18 protein-coding genes are annotated in these 23120 nt (G+C 74.3%); 7 read left to right on the forward strand and 11 right to left on the reverse strand.

Annotated features, from left to right (window positions below):
• Positions 1-152: 152 nt before the first annotated feature.
• The 3 genes from CCE01nite_RS05590 to map form a co-directional block, all read right to left on the reverse strand.
• Positions 153-1262, reverse strand: coding sequence for a right-handed parallel beta-helix repeat-containing protein (locus tag CCE01nite_RS05590; RefSeq protein ID WP_141372067.1), 1110 nt, complete (start codon positions 1260-1262; stop codon positions 153-155).
• A 353-nt stretch (positions 1263-1615) separates the two neighbouring features.
• On the reverse strand, positions 1616-3571 hold the full coding sequence (locus tag CCE01nite_RS05595; protein WP_052103826.1) for a putative bifunctional diguanylate cyclase/phosphodiesterase: 1956 nt from the start codon (positions 3569-3571) through the stop codon (positions 1616-1618).
• Positions 3572-3885: 314 nt separating this feature from the next.
• On the reverse strand, positions 3886-4656 hold the full coding sequence (gene map / locus CCE01nite_RS05600; protein WP_034627419.1) for a type I methionyl aminopeptidase: 771 nt from the start codon (positions 4654-4656) through the stop codon (positions 3886-3888).
• Positions 4657-4851: 195 nt separating this feature from the next.
• Here map and CCE01nite_RS05605 point away from each other — a divergent pair, with 195 nt between their 5' ends.
• On the forward strand, positions 4852-5937 hold the full coding sequence (locus CCE01nite_RS05605; protein WP_052103824.1) for a GGDEF domain-containing protein: 1086 nt from the start codon (positions 4852-4854) through the stop codon (positions 5935-5937).
• Between the two features lie 107 nt (positions 5938-6044).
• Here CCE01nite_RS05605 and CCE01nite_RS05610 read toward each other — a convergent pair whose 3' ends face one another.
• The 3 genes from CCE01nite_RS05610 to CCE01nite_RS05620 form a co-directional block, all read right to left on the reverse strand.
• Positions 6045-6749, reverse strand: coding sequence for a VWA domain-containing protein (locus CCE01nite_RS05610; protein WP_034627416.1), 705 nt, complete (start codon positions 6747-6749; stop codon positions 6045-6047).
• A 210-nt stretch (positions 6750-6959) separates the two neighbouring features.
• Positions 6960-7913 carry a LamG domain-containing protein gene (locus CCE01nite_RS05615; RefSeq protein WP_141372068.1) on the reverse strand — a complete coding sequence of 318 codons (954 nt, stop codon included), beginning with the start codon at positions 7911-7913 and terminating at the stop codon, positions 6960-6962.
• A 177-nt stretch (positions 7914-8090) separates the two neighbouring features.
• Positions 8091-9029: an NADP-dependent oxidoreductase gene (locus CCE01nite_RS05620; protein ID WP_034627412.1), complete on the reverse strand. Its 939-nt coding sequence runs from the start codon at positions 9027-9029 to the stop codon at positions 8091-8093.
• A gap of 112 nt (positions 9030-9141) precedes the next feature.
• Between CCE01nite_RS05620 and CCE01nite_RS05625 the strand changes: the two genes are divergently transcribed.
• On the forward strand, positions 9142-9660 hold the full coding sequence (locus CCE01nite_RS05625) for a MarR family winged helix-turn-helix transcriptional regulator (protein ID WP_034627409.1): 519 nt from the start codon (positions 9142-9144) through the stop codon (positions 9658-9660).
• Between the two features lie 399 nt (positions 9661-10059).
• On the opposite strand, the gene aceB is transcribed toward CCE01nite_RS05625, so the two are convergent.
• Together aceB and aceA are read right to left on the reverse strand one after the other, a co-directional pair.
• Positions 10060-11736 (reverse strand): malate synthase A, encoded by a 1677-nt coding sequence (gene aceB / locus CCE01nite_RS05630; RefSeq protein WP_034627407.1) that lies wholly within the window; start codon positions 11734-11736, stop codon positions 10060-10062.
• A gap of 242 nt (positions 11737-11978) precedes the next feature.
• Positions 11979-13253 (reverse strand): isocitrate lyase, encoded by a 1275-nt coding sequence (gene aceA / locus CCE01nite_RS05635; RefSeq protein WP_034627480.1) that lies wholly within the window; start codon positions 13251-13253, stop codon positions 11979-11981.
• Between the two features lie 455 nt (positions 13254-13708).
• Here aceA and CCE01nite_RS05640 point away from each other — a divergent pair, with 455 nt between their 5' ends.
• Together CCE01nite_RS05640 and CCE01nite_RS05645 are read left to right on the forward strand one after the other, a co-directional pair.
• The gene (locus CCE01nite_RS05640; protein ID WP_034627477.1) at positions 13709-15157 is read left to right on the forward strand and encodes an XRE family transcriptional regulator; all 1449 of its coding nucleotides are present in this window, start codon (positions 13709-13711) and stop codon (positions 15155-15157) included.
• 68 nt (positions 15158-15225) lie between these two features.
• Positions 15226-15459 carry an SCO4848 family membrane protein gene (locus CCE01nite_RS05645; protein ID WP_371861018.1) on the forward strand — a complete coding sequence of 78 codons (234 nt, stop codon included), beginning with the start codon at positions 15226-15228 and terminating at the stop codon, positions 15457-15459.
• Positions 15460-15534: 75 nt separating this feature from the next.
• Here the strand turns inward: CCE01nite_RS05645 and CCE01nite_RS05650 are convergent, their stop codons facing one another.
• Complete coding sequence (locus CCE01nite_RS05650; RefSeq protein WP_169743994.1) at positions 15535-16584, reverse strand: LacI family DNA-binding transcriptional regulator; 1050 nt, start codon at positions 16582-16584, stop codon at positions 15535-15537.
• Between the two features lie 326 nt (positions 16585-16910).
• Between CCE01nite_RS05650 and CCE01nite_RS05655 the strand changes: the two genes are divergently transcribed.
• Positions 16911-19238 carry a discoidin domain-containing protein gene (locus CCE01nite_RS05655; protein WP_084142555.1) on the forward strand — a complete coding sequence of 776 codons (2328 nt, stop codon included), beginning with the start codon at positions 16911-16913 and terminating at the stop codon, positions 19236-19238.
• A 116-nt stretch (positions 19239-19354) separates the two neighbouring features.
• A complete protein-coding gene (locus CCE01nite_RS05660) occupies positions 19355-20845 on the forward strand; it encodes a DUF1996 domain-containing protein (protein ID WP_084142554.1) in 1491 nt (496 codons plus the stop codon).
• A gap of 21 nt (positions 20846-20866) precedes the next feature.
• Here the strand turns inward: CCE01nite_RS05660 and CCE01nite_RS05665 are convergent, their stop codons facing one another.
• Positions 20867-21574 carry a DedA family protein gene (locus tag CCE01nite_RS05665; protein ID WP_034627403.1) on the reverse strand — a complete coding sequence of 236 codons (708 nt, stop codon included), beginning with the start codon at positions 21572-21574 and terminating at the stop codon, positions 20867-20869.
• 241 nt (positions 21575-21815) lie between these two features.
• Between CCE01nite_RS05665 and CCE01nite_RS05670 the strand changes: the two genes are divergently transcribed.
• The gene (locus CCE01nite_RS05670) at positions 21816-22460 is read left to right on the forward strand and encodes a malonic semialdehyde reductase (protein ID WP_034627399.1); all 645 of its coding nucleotides are present in this window, start codon (positions 21816-21818) and stop codon (positions 22458-22460) included.
• A 109-nt stretch (positions 22461-22569) separates the two neighbouring features.
• On the opposite strand, the gene CCE01nite_RS05675 is transcribed toward CCE01nite_RS05670, so the two are convergent.
• Positions 22570-23031, reverse strand: coding sequence for a MarR family winged helix-turn-helix transcriptional regulator (locus tag CCE01nite_RS05675; protein WP_052103819.1), 462 nt, complete (start codon positions 23029-23031; stop codon positions 22570-22572).
• Positions 23032-23120: the final 89 nt, after the last annotated feature.

The following is a 23120-nucleotide window of genomic DNA, read 5'->3' on the forward strand; positions in this document are numbered from 1 at the left end:
GTGCTGCGCCCGCCACGGGCACCACGAGCAGAACCGCCAGCCACGCCGTCGCACGTCGTGCACCGTTCACCGTCGCCACCCCCGTCGAGCACGCGGCAGCCCGTCCGCCGCGGTGGTCCTCCGTCCGGTCCCCCCGGAGCCGGACGGCCCTGTCAGCTGCGTCGTCCGAGGCACACCACGCCCGTGCACTGCGGCTCGCGTGCGTTGCCCCAGGCCCGGTTGCCGCCGAGGTCCACGGCACCGGGGGCGTAGATGCCCCAGCCGGTGCTGCCGGTCACGACGTTGTCCCCGAGGTGGAGGTCCGCGCCGGGCTCGCTCACGATCGCGTCGTGGTTGCCGCGGAACACGTTGTCCACGACCACGTTCGGGCCGTCCCCCCAGCCGATCCACCACCGCATCCCCGCGCCGACCGCGAGCCCGTTGCCCGCGAACGTGTTGCCGTGCACCTGCCGGCCGGCCCCGCTCGCAGCGACGACCACGTCGTTGTCGACGAACGTGTTCCCGATGAGCGTCGCGCCCGACCAGTACGGGGAGACGACCTCGTCGCTGCCCCGCACCTCGCTGTCCAGCAGGGTCAGGAAGCCGATGTCGGAGATGGTGGCGAACAGCCGGTTGTCGACCATCACGCAGTCCCGGAACTCGAAGCCCCCGTCGGCCCCGCCGATCAGGAGCTCGTTGCGCTCGAACCGGGTCCCCTCGGACAGGGCGCGCGCGGGGTAGCCCAGGGAGAAGACCACGTCGGCCCCGGTCACCACGCTGTCCCGCAGGGAGACGTCCATCCCGAGGATGGTGGCGTTCTCGTCGCGGAAGACGACCCCGACGTCCTCGAACGTCACCCCGTCGGCGTGGTTCCCGGGCGGTCCGATGCCCCCCGCCCGCTCGCGGAAGCCGTAGTCCCACCCGCGGACGACGCCGTCCAGGACCGTCGCGGCAGCCTCGTCGTCCTCGCTGTCGTCCTCGACCCGGAGGAAGGCGACTCCCGAGCCTCCCCCGTCGAGGGTGTGGCCGGCCAGGTCGAGCGTGACGCTCCCCGCGAGGGTGAGCCCCACGCCGTCGCACACGAGGTCCCCCGTCAGCCGGTGCTCGCCCGTGAGCGTGTCGCCGCACCGGACCTCGTCGACGGGCGGCGGTGACGCGGTGACCGCGGGCGTCGGCGTCCCGTCCCCGGGCGACGGACCGGCACCCGCCGCCGCCGGCCCGAGCCCGACCCCCGCCACCAGCGCCACCCCGACCGCCCACGCCCCCGACCACCGTGCACGCATCGCGCCCACCGCCCCCCGGCTCGTGCACCCGGCAGCCTGACGCCCCCGTGCGCACCTCACGGCTTACGCCCACCGGGACCGGACCACCAGGGTGAAAACGGACATCGGCACGTCGGCGGACGGCCCACGTGCGGGATCGGGCCGACGGCGCCGGCCGGACCGCCCGAACGTGCGGGCGACGCACCCCGGACCGGGCTGCCCGCGACGACCGCTCGTGCACCGCACGGGGTCGGGTCCGCGCAGGGACCGGAGCCGAGGCACGCCGGTCCCGTCCTGCCGTGGCCGTGGCCGTGGCGCGCGGGACGTGCCCGACGAGCGTCGCCGCCCGGTGCAGCGACGGGAGGAGGCCCGTCCTACGCGCCGAGCCGGCCCGCCGCGCGCCGCTCCCCCACCCCTGCCGACTCCAGGATCGCGTCCGTGAGCGCGTCGGGGTGCTGGGGCAGCGCAAGGTGGAAGCCCTGGAAGTGCGTCGTGCCGAGCTCCTGCAGCGCGCGCAGCGCCTCCTCGGTCTCGACGCCCTCCACGACGACGGTGCGCCGCAGGTTGTGCCCGAGCAGGAGCGCCGAGGAGATGACGGCGGCCGACTCGAGGCTGCCGGGGAGCGCGCTGCTGAACGACCGGTCGATCTTGAGCACCGACGCGGGGATCTCGACGACCCGGCCGAGCGTCGAGTGCCCCGTGCCGAAGTCGTCGATCGCGAGGTGGCAGCCGAGCCGGCGCAGGCCGTCGACGACCTCGGCGGGGAACGACGAGGAGTCGAGCGGGCCGTTCTCGGTGATCTCCAGGGTCAGCCGGTCACCCGCGAGGCCCGCCGCGGTCAGGTCGCGCGTGATCCGCTCGAGCAGGCCCGGGTCGCTCAGCTCGGCCGGCGAGACGTTGACGAACAGCCGCCGCGGCGCGCGCCGGCCCAGCACCGCGTCCCACGTCACGAGCTGGCGGCACGCGGTCCGCAGCACCCACGCGCCGAGCTCGACGATGAAGCCGCTGCGCACCGCCGCGCCGATGAACGCGCCCGCGGAGAGCAGGCCGTGGCGCGGGTGCCGCCACCGCACGAGCGCCTCGACCGCGTACAGCGAACCGGGGACCGTGAGCGGGTCGGGGCGGGCGGAGCCGATGCGCGGGTCCACGATCTCGAGGATCGGCTGGTAGTGGACCTCGAGCTGCTCCTCGCGGATCGCCGTCTCGAGCTCGCTCGAGAGCTGCTCGTACGAGATCGCCTCGGCCTGCTCGGACGCGTGCACGACCGGGTCGAACAGCTGGAAGCTGCCCTTGCGCCGGCGCTTGGCCCGGTACATCGCGGCGTCGGCCTGCGAGACGAGCAGGTCGGACGTGACCCCGGGCTCGTCGCTCACCGCGATGCCGATGCTCGCGGACGGCTGCAGGACGTGACCCTCGGTGAGCATCGGCAGCGCGAGGCTGTCGCAGATGCGCTGCGCGACCGCGCACGCGACGTCGGCGGACGCGAGGTGCTCGAGCACGACCACGAACTCGTCGCCGGCGAGGCGCGCGAGCAGGTCGTCGGGCCGCAGCGCCGCCCGGATCCGCTCGGCGCACGTGAGCAGGAGCTGGTCGCCGAGCGCGTGGCCGTACGTGTCGTTGACGCGCTTGAGCCCGTCGACGTCGATGAACAGCACCCCGACGGTCGACAGGTCGCGGCGCACGAGCGTGAGCGCCTCGTCGAGCTGCTCGAAGAAGACCCGCCGCGTCGGCAGCCCCGTGAGCGGGTCGTGCGCGGCCTGGTGCGCGAGCTCGCCCTGCGTCTGGGCGGCGGCCTCCCGGTCGATCGCGACGACGAGGTACGACGCCGCGAGGTTCGCGAGGGTCCGCGCGGCGGCGAGCTCGGCCCGCCCGAGCGGCACCGGCTCGGCGCGGTACAGCGTCAGGACGCCGAGCGCCTCGCCGCGCGCCCGCAGCGGGACGGCCGTGACGCTGGCCAGTCCGAGCTCGGTCGCGCGCTCCTGGAAGTGTGGCCACTCGCCGACGACGGCCAGGTCCGGCGACGCGACGACCCGCCCCGAGGCGTGCGCGTCCGGCGCCGGGCCCGCCTGGAGCGCCTCCTGGACGCGGTCGAGCTGCTCGACGCGGCGCTGCGTCGCGTAGGCGACGACGAGGAGCTCGCCCCGCGGGCTCGGCGTCGAGACGCCCGCTCCGGCGAGGCCCAGCAGGTCGACGATGCCCTCGGCGAGCTCCTGCAGGATGTCCTGGACCGAGAAGTCGCCCGTGACGGTCGCCGAGAGCTCGTCGAGCAGCGACAGCATCGCGCCCGCGTCGACGCGTGCGACCACGTCGCCGTCCGGGGTGTGGGTCATTGTGCGCTCCGTGCCCTGCTCGACCAACGATGCCCACGGGGGTGGCGGGCACCTGCGCCGGGTCACGCGGGGACAGCACCCCGGTCGGACGCTCGCACGTCATCCCTGCCCCCGTTGGCGACGCTAGCGCGCGCACCGCGGGCACGCCCGTCCCGGGCTTCACCCGGGTGAGCATTCACCCGACGGACCTGGGCATACCGGGAGCATCCGCCGGGCGGGGTGGGCCGGCCGGGCGACGGCCGGGAACGACGACGGCCGGCACGCTCCCGTGCCGGCCGTCCGCGACCCGTGGGCCCGAGCGCATCAGCGCGCCGTCAGGCGCTGCGCTCCGTGAGCACGACCGGGCCGTCGGGCGTGATCGCGACGGTGTGCTCGGCGTGCGCGGCGAGCGAGCCGTCGGCGGAGCGGATCGTCCAGCCGTCGGGGTCCATCACGTAGCCGTCGCCGCCGGCCATGAACCACGGCTCGATCGCGATGACGAGGCCCGGCTTGAGCCGCTGGCCCGAGCCCTTGCGGCCGAGGTTCGGCACGTGCGGCTCCTCGTGCATCGTGCGCCCGACGCCGTGCCCGCCGAAGTCGGCGTTGATCCCGTACCCCGCGCTGCGGCCGACCTCGCCGATCGCCGCGGAGATGTCGCCCATGCGGCCCCCGGGCTGCGCGGCGGCGATGCCCGCGGCGAGCGCGCGCTCGGTGGTCTCGATGAGCCGCGCGGCCTCGGGGCTCGGCGTGCCGACCTGGAACGTGAGCGCGGAGTCGGCGACCCAGCCCTCGACCTGCGCGGCGAAGTCGATGCTCAGCACGTCGCCGTCGCGCAGCACGTAGTCGGACGGCAGCCCGTGCAGCGCGGCGTCGTTGACCGACGTGCACAGCACGCCCGGGTACGGGATCGCGCCGAACGACGGGTGGTACCCGAGGTACACCGAGTGCGCGCCGGCCTCCCGGATGAGGCCGTGCGCGTGCGCGTCGAGGTCGCGCAGGCTCACGCCCACGGCCGCGACCGACCGCAGCGACGTCAGGACGTGCGCGATGAACGCGCCCGCGGGTCGCATCTCGTCGATCTCGGCAGGAGTCTTCAGCTGGGCCATCGCACTAGCCTCTCACCGCCGCACGCCGGTCCGTGGCGCGCTCCGCCAGCCGGGCACCGCCTCGTCGGGCCCCGGCCGGCGCGCCCACCGCGCCCGTCACGACGGCGATGCGGCCTACTGTGGCTGGTGGGCGTCGACGCTCGGCAGTTGCGCGGTGACGGTCGGTCTCGGGATGCTGACGGCCGGGGGGTGGCGATGGGTCCGGACGTCGCGGTGCGCCGCGAGCAGGCCGACCTGCTCCTGGTGGTCCTGCTGCTGGTGACGGCAGCGGTCCAGCTCATGGTGATGGCTCTGCCCGCGTCCGCAGCCTTCGACGCCGCGGAAGCCCTGTCGATCCTCTTCCGCGTCGGCGCCGCGCTCTGGCTGCTCACCACCCGGAGGCTCGACCGCGGCCCGCGGACGTTCGCCGTCATCCTCACCCTCGACGTGCTGCTGTTCCTCGCCAGCTACGCGCTCCTCGGGCAGGCCGGGAACGCCGGGGTCCCCCTGGCGCTGATCAGCCGCGTCCCCTTCATCGTCGCGGTGCTCCCGCTCCGGCAGATCCAGTTCCTGACCGGCCTCGTCCTGCTCGGCTGCGACGGGATCCTCCTGTGGCAGGTGAGCCAGGGCAACCCGTTCCCGGCCGGGCTGGCGCTGCTGTTCACCACGGTCGTGCTCGTCACCGGGTACACCGTGCGCGCCCTGACCTCCTCGCTCGCCGCCAGCGCCCGCGGCGCACGCGAGCTCGCCGCCCAGCTCGAGCACGCTGCGCTGCACGACCCCCTCACCGGGCTGCCCAACCGCGCCCTGTACGCCGACCGCCTCGAGAACGCCGTCGCCCACACCCTGCGCACCGGCCACGACGTCGCTGTCCTCCTGCTCGACCTCGACCGGTTCAAGGACGTCAACGACACGCACGGCCACGCCACCGGTGACGCCCTCCTCGTCGCGGTCGCCGCACGACTGCGCGCATCCGTGCGCGCCGGAGACACCGTCGCCCGCTTCGGCGGCGACGAGTTCCTCGTCATCGTCGACGACATCACCGCCCCGAGCGACGCCCTCGACGTCGCCCGCCACCTGCGTGACGCCCTGATCCGCCCCTTCGGCATCGAGGACCTGCAGATCCGGTCCAGCGCGAGCATCGGCGTGGCCTTCGCCCGCAACCGCGCCCACGAGCTCGGCGCGGTCCTGCGCGAGGCCGACGTCGCCATGTACCGTGCGAAGGACCAGGGACCCGGCCGCATCGAGGTGTTCGACCCCGCCCCTCGCTCCTCCCCACGCCCTGCCCTCGACGGCCCGTAGCCGTACCCGTGCCGTTGTCCCACGCGCAGGTGCACGGGACGATCCTTCACCTGCACGTCTCCACCGCAGCGTCGCCCGGGGCGTCCCGGCCTGCGCCGCCAGCGCGGTCAGCGCAGGATGCCGCGTCCCCGCACCTCGGCGAGCCACTCCGGGTACTCGACGAGCAGCAGGTCGAACAGCGCCTGGTCCTGGACCAGCGTCAGGTCGCCGACGGGCTGGTAGTCCGCGTTGTCGACGACCCGGTCCGACAGGTCGTCGAGCTTCTGCAGGAACGGGATGTCCTCGTCGCCGATGCTGAGGAACTTCCAGAACACCGGGCTGCCCGACGCGTCGCGCAGCTCGTTCGTCGCCGCGGTCCGGTGGGTCGGGGCGCCGTCGGTCAGGAACAGCACGTACACGGGGACGTCCGCCGTCGCACCAGGGCCGGCCAGCCCGTAGTGCTCGCGCACCGCGCGGATCGCGCCGGCGTAGTCGGTCAGCCCGAGGTGGCGCCCGGCGCGCAGCCGGTCGACGCCGCCGCGGTAGTCGTCGAGCGTGAGCTCCCCGGCGTGCCACGCCTCGGTGCCGAAGAAGAACACGTCGATCGAGCCGTCGTCGTCGAGCTGGGTCCCGAGCGCGAGCACCCGCTCCGCGAGCGCCTGCATCTGCCCGCTCGCGTACGACGCGCGCATCGAGCCCGAGTGGTCGAGGCACAGCGCGACCTTCGCCGCGTGACCGTCGAGGTCGTGCTTGCTGAGGTTGAACTGCGCCTTCTTGGCGAGGTTGACCAGCTCGGGCGCGCGGGTCTGGAGCTTCTCGAACGAGATCGCCATGAGGGGCCTTCCGGGGGTGCGGTGCGGGGTGCCGGACCACCCTGCCCCACGGTGGCGCCGCACGCGGGTGATTCCCGCGCCGGTCGCGACATGGACCTCGTTGATCGTGTGAGTGCAGCGACCTTCACTTGTCTCTGGGGACCGCTTCGCGTGCGGCGAGCTTCCGTTCGTCGGCGCCTTCCGGCAGCGTCCGGTGCGCGGCCCGCTGGTCTAGTCGTCGGCCGAGGCGGCGCCCGCGGCCATGGTGGTGATCGAGACGTCATGCACCACGAGCCGCTGGGTCGGGAAACGCTCCCGCCGGCTCGGACCGTCGAACTTGCCGTCCCCGGCGGGGCCCTTGAACACCTCGGTCTGCATGATGACGTTCCACGGACGGCTCATGATCTCGGCGCAGGTGAAGTCGTTGTTCGGCTTGGGGTTGGTGCCGCACACGTGCCTGGCGACACGGACCCCGTTGACCCGGTACGTGACCGTGGACCCGCGCTTGGTGGCCGTGAAGGTGGTGCGCTCGGCGGGGTCGAAGGCCTCCGTCCCCTTGGTGGTGGTGGTGCTGAGCTCGTGCTGGCCGTCACCGGTGGTGATGCACCCCGCGTGGGTCGACTGGGTCGTCTGGTTCGGCTTCGCGGAGTACCACTCGATGACGTCGATCTCACCGAGCGGGCTCGTGCTCTGCGCTCCGCAGTAGCCGACCCCGGGCCCCTGGTCGACGTTGTTGGCCCAGAGGGCGCTGCGTGCACCGGCGCTGTGCCGCTGCGGCATCGTCGCGACGAACTTCAGGGTGAAGTCCTGGCCCTGGGGGACGACGCCGAACAGGTTGAGCCGACCGATCGAGTACTTCGTGTCCGAGAGGTCGGCGCACGGCTCCGGGTGCGGGTCGTCGCTGCCGGTCAGGCTCCCTGGGGTGCAGTGGCGCATCGCGGTGATGACGAGATCGCCGTTGTCCTTCACGCGCACGTTCTCCGTGCGGTACACCCCCTGGTGACCGCCGCCCGAACCCAGGCGCTCCCACTCGTAGCCGTCCCAGGCCAGGGTGTCGTTGGGGGGTACGGCCGCAGCCGCAGCGGTGACGGCCGGCGCGCTGGTCGCCGTCACCGCGCCGACCACGACCATGGCCGTCGCCATGGTCGTCGTCGCCAGCATCCTCGTCAGCTTCCGGACCGTCATGCGGAGCACCTCTCGCGTGGACGTGCCGGAGGGCTCTCCCTCGAGCGTGTGTGAGCCTAGGCGCGCATGGTGACCGCGCGGAAGCCCCTGGCCGACGACGAGAAGCGACCTTCGCACCGCGTCAGCACCTGGGCGCCCGGCCGGCCGTCGGTGTCGCCTGCTCACGAGCCGCGCCGGTCAGTCGCCGGACGGGACGATCACGACCTTGCCGTGGACGTGCCCCGCCTCGGCCTGCTCGTGGAGCGCGGGCAGCTCGCTGAGCGGCACGCGAGCGGCGATCTCCACCCGGAGCTCGCCGCTGTCGACGAGCGCGACCAGCCGGGAGAGCACGTCGGCGTCGGGGTGGAGGTAGACCGTCGCCGCGCGCACCCCGCGCTCCGGGTCGTCGGGCGTCCCGACCCTCGGGGTGGTGGAGACGACGACGCCGCCGTCGCGCACCCGCGCCGCCAGGGCGGCGAACCGCTCCGCGGTGATCGGCGCGAGGTTGAGCAGCACGTCGACCGGTTCGACGACCGCGTCCAGGAGCGAGGTCGTCGTGTGGTCGACGATCTCGTCGGCCCCCGACGCCCGCACGCTGTCCCGGCTGCGGGGGCTCGCGGTGGCGACGACGTGGGCGCCTGCACGCTTCGCGAGCTGCACGGCGTACCCGCCGACGGGGCCGCCCGCGCCGTTGACCAGGACGCGCTGGCCCGCCACGAGCCCGCCCGCCTCGAACAGCGCCTGCCAGGCGGTGAGCCCGACGGACGGCAGCCCGGCGGCGTCGGGGAGGGAGATGCGGGTCGGCGCCGGGACCAGGGCGTCGGCGGGTGCGACGACGTACTCGGCGGCGGAGCCGTCCGCGGTCATCGGGAGGAACCCGACGACGGCGTCGCCCACCGCGAGGCCGGAGACCCCGTCACCGAGGGCGTCCACCGTCCCCGCGACGTCGTAGCCCGGGATGTGGGGCAGCGTGATCGGGATCGGCAGGAACCCGCCGCGCATCCCGCCGTCCGCGGGGTTGAACGCCGAGCCGGCGACCCGGACCCGCACCTCGCCGGCGCCGGGCACGGGCTGGGGGACGTCCTCGTAGCGCAGGACCTCGGGACCGCCGGTCTGGTGGAAACGCACTGCCTTCATGATGCTCTCCGTCCGTCATGTGCTTCGGGTTCGAAGCAACTGCGGACGACGCTACCGCTGCTTCGAATCAGAAGCAAGTGCTACGGGTTCGAAGCATGGGTAGACTCGGGACATGTCCTCGCCCCCGCGATCCCTGGATGCCGTGCAGCTCGGCGCGTACTTCGCGCTCATCGAGGCGAGCAGCCTGCTCAAGCACGCCGTCGAGCAGCAGCTGCAGGACGCGGGCGGCCTCAGCTACGTCCAGTTCCAGCTGCTCGCGACGCTCGGCGACGCGCCCGGGGGCAGCCGGCGGATGACCGACCTAGCCGACGGCGTCGTCTACAGCCGCAGCGGCCTGACGTACCAGGCGCAGATGCTCGAGAAGCGCGGGCTCGTGGTCCGCACGCCGTCCCTCGAGGACGAGCGCAGCGTGACCGTGACCCTCACCGACGAGGGTCGCGCGGTCCTCGGCGGCGTGCTGCCGGGCCACGTCGCGGTGGTCGACGACCTGCTGCTCGCACCGCTGTCGCGGGAGGACGTCGAGACGCTCGCCGACATCCTGGGCCGGGCGAGGGACCACATGCGCCGGACGCCGCCGCGGTCGGCGGCACCACGACGCCGCAAGGCCGCTGCGGGGAGCGGCGAGGGCTGAGGGCCGGCGCTGTCCCGCCCGGGTCCGGGCAGGGAACAGCCCGTGGGCCGGAACCCCTTGACGGGGCCCTGCCGCGCTGGACGAGTGCGCGGCTCCCACGGGCTGCGGTGGCTGCCTGGATCTCGCTCGCCGCCCGGCGGTCCTCGAGGACCAGCGGGCACCGGGTGGATCGAAGCAATCCGTCCGAGTACTCGGGCGACTAGCGGACAGTCACCTCACGCGTCCGAAGAGAAATCACTTCAGGACCACCTCCTTTCCCATGTGCCCACGACGCTACGTCCGGCTCCGGAGATCCGCCAGAGGTTTTTTCTTCGCTGACGGCGGACAGACGCCGGGCCTCCTGCGGCACCCAGGAGCCGGCCGCCGACGCGTCGGGACACGACCGGCGACCGGCCGCCGTCAGGGCGCGGACCGCTCCACGAGGTGCTGCGTGTACGCAGGCACGGTCAGGAACGTCGGGTAGTGCTCGTCGAGGGCGACCTCGCGCAGCAGCCGGGCTGCATCGTCGAACCGGTCGCCGCCCGAGCGCGGCAGCTCACCGAGGACCGAGCCCAGCACGCGCTCGACGTGCTCGGCAGTGATGGTCGTGCCCTCCGCCGTGACGATCCCGTGGTGCACCCACTGCCACAGCTGCGAGCGGGAGATCTCGGCGGTCGCGGCGTCCTCCATGAGGTTGTCGATCGCGACGGCGCCGCTCCCCCGCAGCCACGCCTCGAGGTAGCGCAGCGCGACGGAGACGTTGCTGCGGACGCCCGCGTCGGTGACCGCGCCGGGCTCGCCCCCGCCGGCCGACGGGATGTCGAGCAGCTCGGCCGCGGTGACCCGGACGTCGTCGCGGAGCCGGTCGCGCTGGTCCGGGCGGTCCCCCAGCGCCTCGTCGAACACCGCGCGGGCCACCGGGACGAGGTCCGGGTGCGCGACCCACGTGCCGTCGTACCCCTGCCCGGCCTCGCGCTCCTTGTCCGCTCGGACCTGCTCCAGCGCGCGCTCGGTGACCTCCGGGTCGCGGCGGTTGGGGATGAACGCCGACATGCCGCCGATCGCGTGCGCCCCGCGCCGGTGGCACGTCGCGACGAGCAGCTCGGTGTAGGCGCGCATGAACGGGACCGTCATGGTGACGCGCGCCCGGTCGGGCAGCACGAACCGCGGACCGCGCGACCGGAAGCTCTTGATGATGCTGAAGATGTAGTCCCACCGGCCCGCGTTGAGGCCCGCGCAGTGCTCGCGGAGCTCGTAGAGGATCTCCTCCATCTCGAACGCCGCCGTGATCGTCTCGATGAGGACGGTCGCGCGAATCGACCCGCGCGGGAGACGCAGCTCCTGCTCGACGAACACGAACACGTCGTTCCACAGCCGCGCCTCGAGATAGCCCTCGATCTTGGGCAGGTACAGGTACGGGCCCCGCCCGTGGGCGATGAGCGCGTGCGCGTTGTGGAACAGGTAGAGCCCGGCGTCGACGAGGCTGGCGGACGCCGGCGTGCGCTGGCCGGCGCGGTCGGTGAACCGCAGGTGCTTCTCGGCGAGGTGCCAGCCGCGCGGGCGCATGACGATGGTCGGCGTGGTCGGGCCCACGCGGTACTCCTTGCCCTCGTCGGACGTGAAGTCGACGCGGCCCCTGATCGCGAGCGCGAGGTTCGCCTGCCCGCCGACGACGTTCTCCCACGTCGGCGACGTCGCGTCCTCGAGGTCCGCGAGCCACACCTTCGCGCCCGAGTTGAGCGCATTGACCGTCATCTTCCGGTCGGTCGGGCCGGTGATCTCGACGCGGCGGTCCTCCAGCCCCGGGCCGGGACCGGCGACGCGCCACGTCGGGTCCTCACGGATGTGGCGCGTCTCCGGGCGGAAGTCGGGGTCGAGGCCGTTGGCGAAGCGCTCGCGGCGGCGCTGGCGGGCGAGCAGCAGGTCGTGGCGGGGACCCGCGAACCGGGCGTGCAGCTCGGCGACGAACGCCAGCGCGTCGGGGGTCAGGACGGTGTCGCTCCCGGGCACGACGGCGCCCAGGACCTCGATCGTCGGGGTGGTGGTGCTCGGCAGGGGGGTCGACGGGGTGGTCGTCGGCTCGGTCAGCGTGGACATGGCGTGCTCCTCTCGGGGCGTGCGGGGGCGTGCGTGGTGGCGTGCGGCGCGGCGGCCGTGGTGACGGCGGTGCGCGACGACTGCGGTGGCCGGTGGTGCGGGACGGCCGCAGTCGCGCGGGTGGTGCCGGACGGCCGCGGTCGCGCAGGTGGTGCGGGACGGCCGGGGCCGGAGGGCGGACGGTGCGGGGCAACGGGCCCCGGGTCGCGGGGGCCCCGCACCGCCCGCGGGCGTGCGTCCGCTCAGTGGGCGAACTGCGACGCCTCCGTGGACCCGGCGAGCGCGAGCGTGGCGCTCCGGGGGTCGATCGCGGTGGCGACCTTGTCGAAGTAGCCGGTGCCGACCTCGCGCTGGTGGCGCGTGGCGGTGTAGCCGTCGGGCTCCGACGCGAACTCGGCCTCCTGCAGCTCGACGTAGGCGCTCATGCCGCGCTCGGCGTAGCCGCGGGCGAGCGAGAACATCGAGTGGTTGAGCGCGTGGAAGCCGGCCAGGGTGATGAACTGGAACGCGTACCCGCTGGCCGCGAGCTCCTTCTGGAAGCGCGCGATCGTGGCGTCGTCGAGGTGCGAGCGCCAGTTGAACGACGGCGAGCAGTTGTAGGCGAGGAGCTTGCCGGGGAACCTCTCGTGGATCCGCTCGGCGAACTCCCGCGCGAGCCCGAGGTCCGGCGTCGACGTCTCGACCCACAGCAGGTCGGCGTACTCGGCGTAGGCGGTCGCCCGGGAGGCGACCGCGTCGAGCCCCGAGCGGACCCGGAAGTAGCCCTCGGGCGTGCGCTCCCCGGTGAGGAACGGCTGGTCGCGCTCGTCGACGTCGGACGTGAGCAGGTCCGCGCCGAGCGCGTCGGTCCGGGCGACGACGACGGTGGGGACGCCCGCGACGTCGGCGGCGAGGCGCGCGGCGCTCAGCGTGCGGACGTGCTGGCTCGTCGGGACCAGGACCTTGCCGCCCAGGTGGCCGCACTTCTTCTCGGCCGCGAGCTGGTCCTCCCAGTGCACCCCGGCGGCGCCGGCCGCGATCATCGCGGCCATGAGCTCGTAGGCGTTGAGCGGTCCCCCGAAGCCGGCCTCGGCGTCGGCCACGATCGGCGCGAGCCACTCGCGCGTCCGGCGCCCGCCGTTCTCCGACGCCTCGATCTGGTCGGCCCGCAGCAGCGCGTTGTTGATGCGGCGCACGACCGCGGGGACGCTGTTCGCCGGGTAGAGGCTCTGGTCCGGGTAGGTCTGGCCGGAGAGGTTCGCGTCGGCGGCGACCTGCCAGCCGGAGAGGTAGATGGCCTCGAGGCCGGCTTTGACCTGCTGCACGGCCTGGTTGCCGGTCAGCGCGCCGAGCGCCGGGACCCACTCGCGGGTGTGCAGCAGCTCCCAGAGCCGCTCCGCCCCGCGGCGGGCGAGCGTGTGCTCCTCACGGACCGAGCCGCGCAGCGCCACGACGTCCTCGGCGCTGTGGTCGCGGCGGACGCCGGCCCAGCGCGGGTCGGTGGCCCACTCGTGAGCCAGCTCCTCGGGCGTCTGCAGCTGGTCACCGGGCCGGGTCGTGCCGCCGGGGCGGGACGTGCCGGCGGACCGCTCCCGTGCCGTGCTCGTGCTCGTCGGCCCCGTCGTCGCGGTCGTCTCGTTCACGATGTCCTCCGGTTCTTCTCGATGGTTCCCTCGTGCAACTCACTCTGGCGCCGCATCACCGTGCGGGAGCCCTCCCATCGAGCAGAAGATCGAGGATCCTTCTCCTCGACAGAAGCAGAGCCCGTCTGCGACCGTCGAGCATGGCGATCTCCACCGAGGCGACGAGGCCCGGGCAGTCCCCCGACCCGACGAGGTCGGGCGGTCCGGGCGCCCGGACCACCGCGGACCGGCGCGGGCCCGGAGCGAGGGCCGCGGCCGACGAGCGGACCCTCGTGCCCCGGACCACGGCTGCCGAGCCCCCCGCGCGGCCGCGGACCCGGTCCGCCGAGCCCCCCGCGCGAGCCCGGACCGTGCCCGACGACGACGCGCAGCAGGGCGTGGACACGCTCGTGCTCGGGCGCCGCGTCCGGCACCTGCGCACCGCCCGCGGCATGACGCTCGACGACCTCGGCGCGGCGATCGGGCGCGCGGCCTCCCAGGTGTCGATGCTCGAGAACGGCCACCGCGAGCCCAAGCTGTCGCTGCTCCAGCAGGTCGCGCACGCGCTCGACGTCCCGCTCGCCGAGCTGCTGCGCGACGAGGCCCCGAGCCGGCGCGCGGCCCTCGAGGTCGAGCTCGAGCGGGCCCAGCGCGGCCCGCTGTTCGCGTCGCTGCAGGTCCCGCTGGTCAAGGTGGGGCGGTCGCTGCCGAGCGACGCGCTCGAGGCGCTCGTCCGGCTCCAGGCCGAGGTCCAGCGGCTGCTCACCGAGAAGGCCGCGACCCCGGAGGAGGCCCGCCGCGCCAACGCCGAGCTGCGGGCGACGATGCGCGCGCAGGACAACTACTTCCCCGACCTCGAGGAGCACGCGCGCGGCCTGCTCGCCGCCGTCGGGCACCCGGGCGGACCCCTGTCGCAGCGCGGCACCGCCGACATCGCCGCGCACCTCGGCTTCTCCCTGCACTACGTGCACGACCTGCCGCACTCGACCCGCTCGGTCACCGACCTCGAGCACGGCCGCATCTACCTGCCGCACGGTCTCACGTCCTCGGCGGACCCCCGCTCGGCGCTGCTCCAGGCCGTCGCGAGCCACGTCCTCGGGCACACCGAGCCGCGCGACTACGGGGACTTCCTGCGCCAGCGCGTCGAGACGAACTACCTGACGGCCGCGCTCCTGCTGCCCGAGGACGGCACCGTGGCGCTGCTGCGCGAGGCCAAGGCCGAGCGCCGGCTCTCCGTCGAGGACCTGCGTGACGCGTTCGCCGTGACCTACGAGACCGCCGCGCACCGGTTCACGAACCTCGCGACCCGGCACCTGGGCATCCCGGTGCACTTCATGAAGGTCCACGAGAGCGGCACCCTGCACAAGGCGTACGAGAACGACGGCGTGCGCTTCCCGTCGGACCCGCTCGGCGCGATCGAGGGGCAGCCGGTGTGCAAGCAGTGGACCGCGCGCGTCGTGTTCTCGATCCCCGACCGGTTCAGCCCGTACTACCAGTACACCGACACCTCGTCGGGCACGTACTGGTGCACCTCCCGCGTGCAAGGGTCGCCCGAGGGCGAGTTCTCCGTGTCCGTCGGCGTGCCGTTCGCGCACGTGCGGTGGTTCCGTGGGCGCGAGACGTCCGAGCGGGCGGCGTCCCGCTGCCCCGACGCCGCGTGCTGCCGCGAGGCGCCCGCGGAGCTCTCGGCGCGGTGGGCCGGGCGGTCGTGGCCCAGCGCCCGGCCCCACGCCAGCACGCTCGCGGCGCTGCCGACCGGGGCGTTCCCGGGGGTCGACGCGACCGAGGTGTACGAGTTCCTGGACCGCCACGCGCCGTGAGCCCCGGCAGGCAGGCGCCGTGAGCCCGGCGCAGGCAGGCGCGAGGTCCGTCGCGGGATACTTCTCCCGTGACCTCCGACGCGATCCTGCTGCCGGCCCCGTGGGCGATCCTCCTCGTGGTGACCGGGCTGTGGAACCTGCTGATCTGGCCGCGCTTCTGGCAGCGCATCGCCGCCGACCCGCGCTCGCGTGATGCGTCCGGGCGCGCGACCCGGTTCCTGACGGTGCACGCGGTGCTGATCGGGGTCTCGCTCGTGCTCGGCGTCGCGGTCGGCGTGCTGGGCGTGCTCGCGCTCGTCTGACCCGGCTCGTCGGCGCGACGCGTCGACGGCGTCCCGGCACCTGGTGGGCTGCCACGACCGGCGGCGCGCCGGGCGTCAGGCGGACTCGCGCACCACGAGGGTCGGCTCGAAGATCGACGACTGCACGAGCGGCTCCCCGGCGTCGATCTGCGCGAGCAGCAGCCGGGCCATCTCGGCGGCCATCTGCTCGACGGGCTGCCGCACCGTGGTCAGCCGCGGGCGCGCCTGCTCGGCCGCGGCGCTGTCGTCGAACCCGACCACCGCGACGTCGTCGGGCACGCGCCGGCCCGCGGCGTCCAGCGCGCGCAGCGCACCCTGCGCCATGAGGTCGTTCGCCGCGAAGATCCCGTCGAGCCCGGGGTTCTGCTCGAGGAGCACCGTGGCCGCGGCCTCGCCGCTGTCGAACGTGAAGCCGCCCTCGACGCTCGGCACGAACGCGTGCCCGCGGCGGGCGGCCGCGTCGCGGAAGCCGCTGAGCCGCTCGCGTGCAGCGCGGACGTCCTCGGGACCGGCGACGGCGCCGAGCGAGCGGCACCCGCGGTCGAGCAGGTGGTGCGCCGCGAGCCGGCCGCCGTCCGCGTTCGCGACGTCGACGTAGCTCACGGGCATGGGCTCGGGCGGGTGCGCGAACACGACGACCGGGCGCCCCGTGCCCATGACGAGGCGCGGCAGCGGGTCGGACCCGTGCGTCGAGACGAGCAGCGCACCGTCGGCGTTGCCGAAGCGCAGGTAGGCGAGGGCCTGGTCGCGCGCGGCGTCGCTGTCGGCGACGAGGAGCACCGGGTGGACGTCGTGCGGGCGCAGGGCGCGGATGAACGAGCCGACGGTCCGGCCGAAGAACGGGTCCGCGAGGACGCCGGGCAGGTAGAGCTCGTCGTCGGGCTCCTGCTCCGTGCCCGAGATGATCACGGCGACCGTGCCGGTGCGCCGCGTGACGAGCGAGCGCGCGGCACGGTTCGGCACGTAGCCGGTGGTCGCGACGGCCTCCATGACCGTGGCCTGGAGGCTGGGCTTCACGTGGCGCTGGCCGTTGATCACGCGGGAGACGGTCGCGCGCGAGACGCCGGCGACGCGGGCGACGTCCTCGAGCGTCGGGGCCGCGACGGGCGTGCGGGTCAGGTCCACGTGCCGACGATACCGCAACGGAGAGCGCTCTCAGTTTTCTTCCGATCCGAGCGCCTGAGGCGCCGCTCCCTAGCGCGATCGGCCCAGCACGACGGTCCAGATCCAGTCGGATAACCGAAATCGCGCCCTTGACACCCACGACCGACCGGCTCAGACTCGCCGAATTGAGAGCGCTCTCCGAACGAGCCCGCGGCTCGCAGCGACAGGCCGGCCGCCGGACCCGACGCCACCCGCACCCGCACCCGCACCACCAGCGCCGCACGACCGGCCCGACGACGAGCCGGTGAGCCACCCGGGACAGAGCCGTCCCGCAGAGAGGACCGACGATGCGCATCCCTCCCCCGCCCGCACCGACGCCCGCGCCGAGCCCCGGAGCGCCGAGCTCTGTCGCGCACCGCCCCACGCCCGGTCGCGCCGCGTCCGCCCGCAGGTCACGGCCCCGCCGCCGAGCCGCCCTCGCCGCCGCCACCGTCGCCGGCCTGCTCGGCTCGACCCTGGTCGTCGCCGGCGCCACCGCAGCCCACGCCGCCCCGGTCCTGCTGTCCCAGGGCCGCCCCGCGACGGCGTCGTCCGTCGAGAGCGCCGACTACACCCCGGCCCGCGCCGCGTTCGACGGCGACCTGACGACCCGCTGGTCCAGCGCGTTCCGCGACCCGCAGTGGCTCCAGGTCGACCTGGAGCAGCGGGCCGCGCTCGACCGCGTCGAGCTCGTCTGGGAGGGCGCCTACGCGACCGCCTACCAGGTCCAGGTGTCCGACGACGCGTCCTCCTGGACCACCGTGCACTCGACGACCTCGGGCGACGGCGGCACCGACGTGCTCGACGTCGACGGGACCGGCCGGTACGTCCGCCTGCTGTCGACCGCGCGCTCAGGCGGCTACGGCAACTCCCTGTGGGAGATGCGCGTCCTCGGCACACCGGCGGGCACCGACCCGACCGACCCCACCGACCCGACCGACCCGGACCCGGCGTACGTCGACCCCGGCCACCCGAACGTCCCCGTGCGCGACTCCGCGCCGAGCCGGGTCGAGGTCGTCGGCACCGAGGGCAGCTGGGACCTGCAGGTCGACGGCCGCCCGTTCACGGTCCGGGGCTTCACGTGGGGCCCGTCGTTCAGCGCCGCCGAGCACTACATGGGCCCGCTCGCCGCGACCGGGGCCAACACGATCCGCACGTGGGGCACCGGCGCGGACACGCTGCAGCTGCTCGACGCGGCCGCCGCCCGCGACGTCCGCGTCGTCATGGGCTTCTGGCTGCTCCCCGGCGGCGGCCCCGGCAGCGGCGGGTGCATCGACTACCGCACCGACGCCGCGTACCGGTCGACGACGAAGGCCGACATCCTGCGCTGGGTCGAGCAGTACAAGGGCCACCCGGGCGTGCTGATGTGGAACATCGGCAACGAGGCGATCCTCGGGCTGCAGAACTGCTTCTCGGGCACCGACCTCGAGCAGGTCCGCCACGCCTACGCCGCGTTCGTGAACGAGGTCAGCGTCGCGATCCACGCCGTCGACCCGAACCACCCGACCACGAACACCGACGCGTGGGCCGGCGCGTGGCCGTACCTCAAGGCGAGCGCCCCCGACCTGGACCTGCTGTCGATCAACGCCTACGGCGACGTCTGCAACATCCGGGAGAGCTGGGAGGCCGGCGGCTACGGCAAGCCGTACGTCCTCACCGAGGGCGGCGCGGCCGGGGAGTGGGAGGTGCCGGACGACGAGAACGGCGTGCCCGACGAGCCGAGCGACCTCGAGAAGGGCGCCGCGTACGTCAGCTCGTGGCGCTGCATCCGGGAGCACGAGGGCGTCGGTCTCGGCGCCACGTTCTTCCACTTCGGCACCGAGGGCGACTTCGGCGGCGTGTGGTTCAACGTCCTGCCGGGCGACAACAAGCGGCTCGGCTACTACGCGATCGCGCGGGCCTGGGGCGTCGACACCTCCGCCATGAACACCCCGCCGCGGATCACGGCGATGCGGGTCCTGGGTGCGACGAGCGTGGCCGCCGGCCGGACGTTCACCGTCGAGGTCGACGTCACCGACCCGGACGGCGACCCCGTCGAGCACCACGTGATGCTCAACAGCAAGTACGTCAACGACGCCGGCGGCATCGCGGAGGCCCGGTTCACCCGGACCGGCCCGGGGCGCTTCGAGGTCACGGCACCCCAGCTGCTCGGGGTCTGGAAGGTGTACGTCTTCGCGGAGGACGGCCGGGGCAACGTCGGCGTCGAGACCCGGTCGTTCCGCGTCGTCGCGCCCGCGGTGCCCGGTACGAACGTGGCCCTGGGCGCGGCCGCGAGCGCGTCGTCGTTCGACCCGTGGAACGGGGACTTCTCCCCGGCGCGTGCCGTCGACGGCGACCCGGCGACCCGGTGGGCGAGCCAGTGGGGGCCCACCGCCTGGTACCAGCTCGACCTCGGGTCGGTGCAGTCGTTCGACCACCTGCAGCTCGTCTGGGAGGCGGCGTTCGCCCGGTCGTACACCGTGCAGACGTCGGACGACGGCACGACGTGGCGGACGCTGCGGACCGTCACGGGCGGCGACGGCGGGATCGACGGCCTCGACGTCGCCGGCCGCGGGCGCTACGTCCGGCTGGACCTGACCGAGCGGGGCACCGACTGGGGCTTCTCGCTCTACGAGCTCGGCGTCTACCGGCGCTGACTGCTGGGCGGGAGCGGCTCCCCCGGCCGCTCCCGCCCGCACCCCGCCCGCCCGGTCCCCGGACGGGTGCTGCCTCCGCGCAGCCGCGCGGCGACGACGACGTCGAAGGAGCACGCATGCGCACCAGCCACGAGCTCGCCACCGCCCGGCCCCCCGGCCCGCGGTCCGCCTCTCCCGGGCCCCGGCCCTCGCCCGGCTCACGCACGGGCCGACTGCCGCACCCGCACCGGACCTCGGCACGCGCCCGCGCCCGCGCCCGCGCTCAGGGCGTCCTGCTCGCGGCCGGGCTCGTCGCCGCGTCCGCCTTCGCCACCTCGGTCGCCACCGCGGACGACGCCGCCGCCGCCCCGGGCACCCTGTTGTCCCGCGGCGCGCTGACCGCGGCGTCGAGCTCGGAGTCCGGCGGCCTCGGGCCGCGCTTCGCGGTCGACGGCGACCGCACGACCCGCTGGGCGAGCGCCCCGAGCGACGACCAGTGGCTGCGCGTCGACCTCGGCGAGCCGCACCCGCTCGACCGCGTCGTCCTCGACTGGGAGGCGGCGTTCGGCAGGGACTTCACGCTGCAGGTGTCCGACGACGCGCGCACCTGGCGCACGGTCGCGACCGTCACCGGCGGCCGGGGCGGCGTCCAGTCGTTCGCCGTCGACGCGTCGGGCCGGTACGTGCAGCTGGTCGGGACCGCGCGCGGCACCGGGTACGGGTACTCGCTGCACGAGCTCGAGGTGTTCGGCGACGGCGAGCCCGTGACGCCCGTCGACCCGCCCGCGCACGGCGACGAGGTCACGCACCACGAGTTCCAGGCGAACTGCTCGTTCTCGCACCTGCTGCGCGACGACCCGATCGTCTTCCCCGGGCGGCCCGGCGCGTCGCACCTGCACACGTTCGTCGGCAACCGCTCGACCGACGCCTTCTCGACCCCGGCGTCGCTGCGCGCCAGCCCGGCCTCGACGTGCACCGTGCCGCAGGACCGCTCGTCGTACTGGTTCCCGGCGCTCTACGAGGGCGACACCCCGGTCCGCCCGGACATCCCCATGACGATCTACTACAAGTCCGGGATCGACGACCACACCGAGGTCGTGCCGTTCCCCGCGGGCCTGCGCTTCGTGGCCGGCGACATGATGGCCACGCCCGAGACGTTCCGGACCGCGCCGGGTGCGGTCGAGGGCTGGGAGTGCGGCGACCTCGCGAAGAGCTGGGAGATCCCGGCGCACTGCCCCGCGGGCACGCAGCTCAACATCCGCTACCAGGCCCCGAGCTGCTGGGACGGCGTGCACCTCTCGCCCGACGCCGCGTCGCACATGGGGCACGGCACGCACATGGCCTATCCCGTCGACGGCCAGTGCCCGCTGACCCACCCGGTCGCCGTCCCGATGCTCGAGTTCAAGATCGCGTGGCCCGTGAGCGGCGACATGGCGGACGTGCGCCTCGCGAGCGGGAGCGACCAGTCCTGGCACTACGACTTCGTCAACGCCTGGGAGCCCGAGGTGCTCGAGCGGCTCGTCGAGCACTGCATCAACGGCGGCCTGCAGTGCAACCCGCGCGGGTACGACCTGTACAAGCCGCACCGCGGCACGGTGCTCGACGAGCAGTACCGCCTGGTCGGGTGACGCCGGCGCCGGCGACGGCCGTCAGCCCCCGGCGACGCTGAGCACCGGTGGTTCCCCGCAGCGGGGGACCGCCGGTGCGTCGGCGCGCACGGCGTCGTCCACTTCGCCCGGGTCCCGCGCACCGCGGCGCGGTCGGAGGCGCGACCGCAGCCGCAGCCGCACGACACGGTCGAGGACGAGCCCGAGCAGCAACCCCCCGACGACCCCGACGCCCGCGACGACCGCCGGGTGCTGCCCGGCGAGCAGGTGCCCGGCCCCGACCCCGAGCAGCACCGAGTACCCCGCCCACAGCACCGCGGCCAGCGCGGCGATCGCGCTGAACCGTCCGCGCGGGAACCCGACGGCGCCCGCGGCCATGTTGACGAGCACCCGGCCCCCCGGCGTGAACCGTGCGGCGAGGATGAGCACGCCGCCGCGCCGGGCGAGCGCGCCCTCGGCCCACGCGAGCACGTGCTGCGCGCGCCGCGAGCGCACGAGGCTGCGGCCGCCCCGGGGCAGCCGGCGTCCGAGGGTGTACGCGACCTGGTCGCCCGCGAACGCCCCGAGCGCCGCGACGGACCCGACGGCCCACAGCCCGGGTCCCCGGCCCGCGGTCGACAGCGCGGCGAGGGCCACGACGGCCGACTCGCTCGGGACCGGCGGGAAGAACCCGTCGACGGTCGTGACGACGCCGAGCAGCAGCACGGCCCACGGGGTGTCCGCGAGCTGCGCGACCCAGTCGGCCGTCATGCGACGCCCCCGCGCGGGCCCGGCACGGCGCCCAACTCGTGCCGTGGGTGCGCGCCGTCCGCCGTCATGCCCCGATCCTCCCGGCGCACCTATCGACAGTCAATCGGTTTCTGTCGACATTCGGTGAACACGAGGCGAAGGTCCGGCGACGCTCATCGGCGCCCTCCGCGCGCGGTGGTGCTGTGACGGACGCCACCGCCGCCGTCGGAATCGCGCACCGGCATTGACGCTTCAAGTAATCATGACGACCGACACCCTGAGCCCGTCCGAGACCCCGCTCCTCCTCGACGCGCAGACCGCCGACCTCCTCTTCCGGGAGGCCCGCACGGTCAACACGTTCTCCCCCGACGAGATCACCGACGAGCAGCTCGCCGCCGTCTACGACCTCGTCCGCTGGGGACCGACGGCGATGAACATCAGCCCGTTGCGTGTGCTCGTCGTCCGCACGCCCGAGGGCCGCGAGCGCCTCGCCGCGCACATGGCCGACGGCAACCGCGCCAAGACCGAGCGCGCGCCGCTGAGCCTCGTCGTCGCGACGGACGTCGACTTCCACGAGCACATGGGCCGCCTGGCCCCGCACATGGGCGCGGTCGCCGAGGGACTCGCCGGCGCCCCCGAGGCGCGCGCCGCGATGGCCCGCGACAACGCGTTCCTGCAGGTGGGCTACCTGATCGTGGGGCTGCGCGCCGCCGGGCTGCACGCCGGGCCCATGGGCGGCTTCGACGCCGCCGCGCTCGACGCCGACCTGCTCGCCGGCACGTCGTGGCGCTCGGTCCTCGTCATCAACGTCGGCCAGGCTCCCGCCGAGCACGACGACCTCCAGACGCCCTCGACGTACCCGCGCCAGACGCGCCTCGACTTCGCCGAGGTCGCCCGCACCGTCTGACGGCACGCCGGACCGGCCGACTGCACGCCGGCACCGCCGGGCAGCGCGACCCGCAGCACGAGCGGTCGCCCGCACCGCCTGAGCCCGGCCCGACCCCCCGGGGCCGGGTTCAGCCCTCGCTCGAGAGCACCTTGATCGCGCGCTCGAGCAGGGAGCGCAGCTGCTCCTGGTCCTCGCGGTCGAACTCCGCGGAGAGCCGGTCCTCGACGGCCCGCGCCGCGGCGTCCGCCTCGCTGAGCACGGCCCGACCGGTGCGCGTCAGCTCCGTCACGAGCACCTTCTTGTGCACGGAGGACGGGTCGCGCCGGATGAGCCCCTTCGTCTTGAGGTTGCCGAGCACGGTCGCCATGGTCTGCGGCGTGACCATGCACGCCCGCGCGAGCTGGGCGCCGGAGAGTCCCGGGGAGTAGGACAGGACCATGAGCGCGGCGTACTGCGGCACCGTCAGGTCGAACGGCCGCAGCGCCTGGCTCTTGCGCGCGATGAGCGCCTGCTCGGCCCGCTTGATCGACTGCCCCAGGCGCGCGGCGATCTCCGCCTCGATCCTGGCCGACTCCGCCTTGCTGCTCATGGGACCCCTTCGTCGCGTCGTGTCAGGGCTCTGATTGACGTGCTGATCAGCCTACTGGTCCCCACCGGACCACGGTTTCCCTCCGGTCA

The sequence above is a fragment of the Cellulomonas cellasea genome (genome assembly GCF_006538745.1).
Lineage (GTDB): Bacteria > Actinomycetota > Actinomycetes > Actinomycetales > Cellulomonadaceae > Cellulomonas_A > Cellulomonas_A cellasea.

What these genes read in the sequence shown, in the direction of transcription:
- CCE01nite_RS05590 (WP_141372067.1), bottom strand. Translation starts at nt 1,262, where the DNA reads ATGCGTGCACGGTGGTCGGGGGCGTGGGCGGTCGGGGTGGCGCTGGTG.
- CCE01nite_RS05595 (WP_052103826.1), bottom strand. Translation starts at nt 3,571, where the DNA reads ATGACCCACACCCCGGACGGCGACGTGGTCGCACGCGTCGACGCGGGC.
- map (WP_034627419.1), bottom strand. Translation starts at nt 4,656, where the DNA reads ATGGCCCAGCTGAAGACTCCTGCCGAGATCGACGAGATGCGACCCGCG.
- CCE01nite_RS05605 (WP_052103824.1), top strand. Translation starts at nt 4,852, where the DNA reads ATGGGTCCGGACGTCGCGGTGCGCCGCGAGCAGGCCGACCTGCTCCTG.
- CCE01nite_RS05610 (WP_034627416.1), bottom strand. Translation starts at nt 6,749, where the DNA reads ATGGCGATCTCGTTCGAGAAGCTCCAGACCCGCGCGCCCGAGCTGGTC.
- CCE01nite_RS05615 (WP_141372068.1), bottom strand. Translation starts at nt 7,913, where the DNA reads ATGACGGTCCGGAAGCTGACGAGGATGCTGGCGACGACGACCATGGCG.
- CCE01nite_RS05620 (WP_034627412.1), bottom strand. Translation starts at nt 9,029, where the DNA reads ATGAAGGCAGTGCGTTTCCACCAGACCGGCGGTCCCGAGGTCCTGCGC.
- CCE01nite_RS05625 (WP_034627409.1), top strand. Translation starts at nt 9,142, where the DNA reads ATGTCCTCGCCCCCGCGATCCCTGGATGCCGTGCAGCTCGGCGCGTAC.
- aceB (WP_034627407.1), bottom strand. Translation starts at nt 11,736, where the DNA reads ATGTCCACGCTGACCGAGCCGACGACCACCCCGTCGACCCCCCTGCCG.
- CCE01nite_RS05655 (WP_084142555.1), top strand. Translation starts at nt 16,911, where the DNA reads ATGCGCATCCCTCCCCCGCCCGCACCGACGCCCGCGCCGAGCCCCGGA.
- CCE01nite_RS05660 (WP_084142554.1), top strand. Translation starts at nt 19,355, where the DNA reads ATGCGCACCAGCCACGAGCTCGCCACCGCCCGGCCCCCCGGCCCGCGG.
- CCE01nite_RS05665 (WP_034627403.1), bottom strand. Translation starts at nt 21,574, where the DNA reads ATGACGGCCGACTGGGTCGCGCAGCTCGCGGACACCCCGTGGGCCGTG.
- CCE01nite_RS05670 (WP_034627399.1), top strand. Translation starts at nt 21,816, where the DNA reads ATGACGACCGACACCCTGAGCCCGTCCGAGACCCCGCTCCTCCTCGAC.
- CCE01nite_RS05675 (WP_052103819.1), bottom strand. Translation starts at nt 23,031, where the DNA reads ATGAGCAGCAAGGCGGAGTCGGCCAGGATCGAGGCGGAGATCGCCGCG.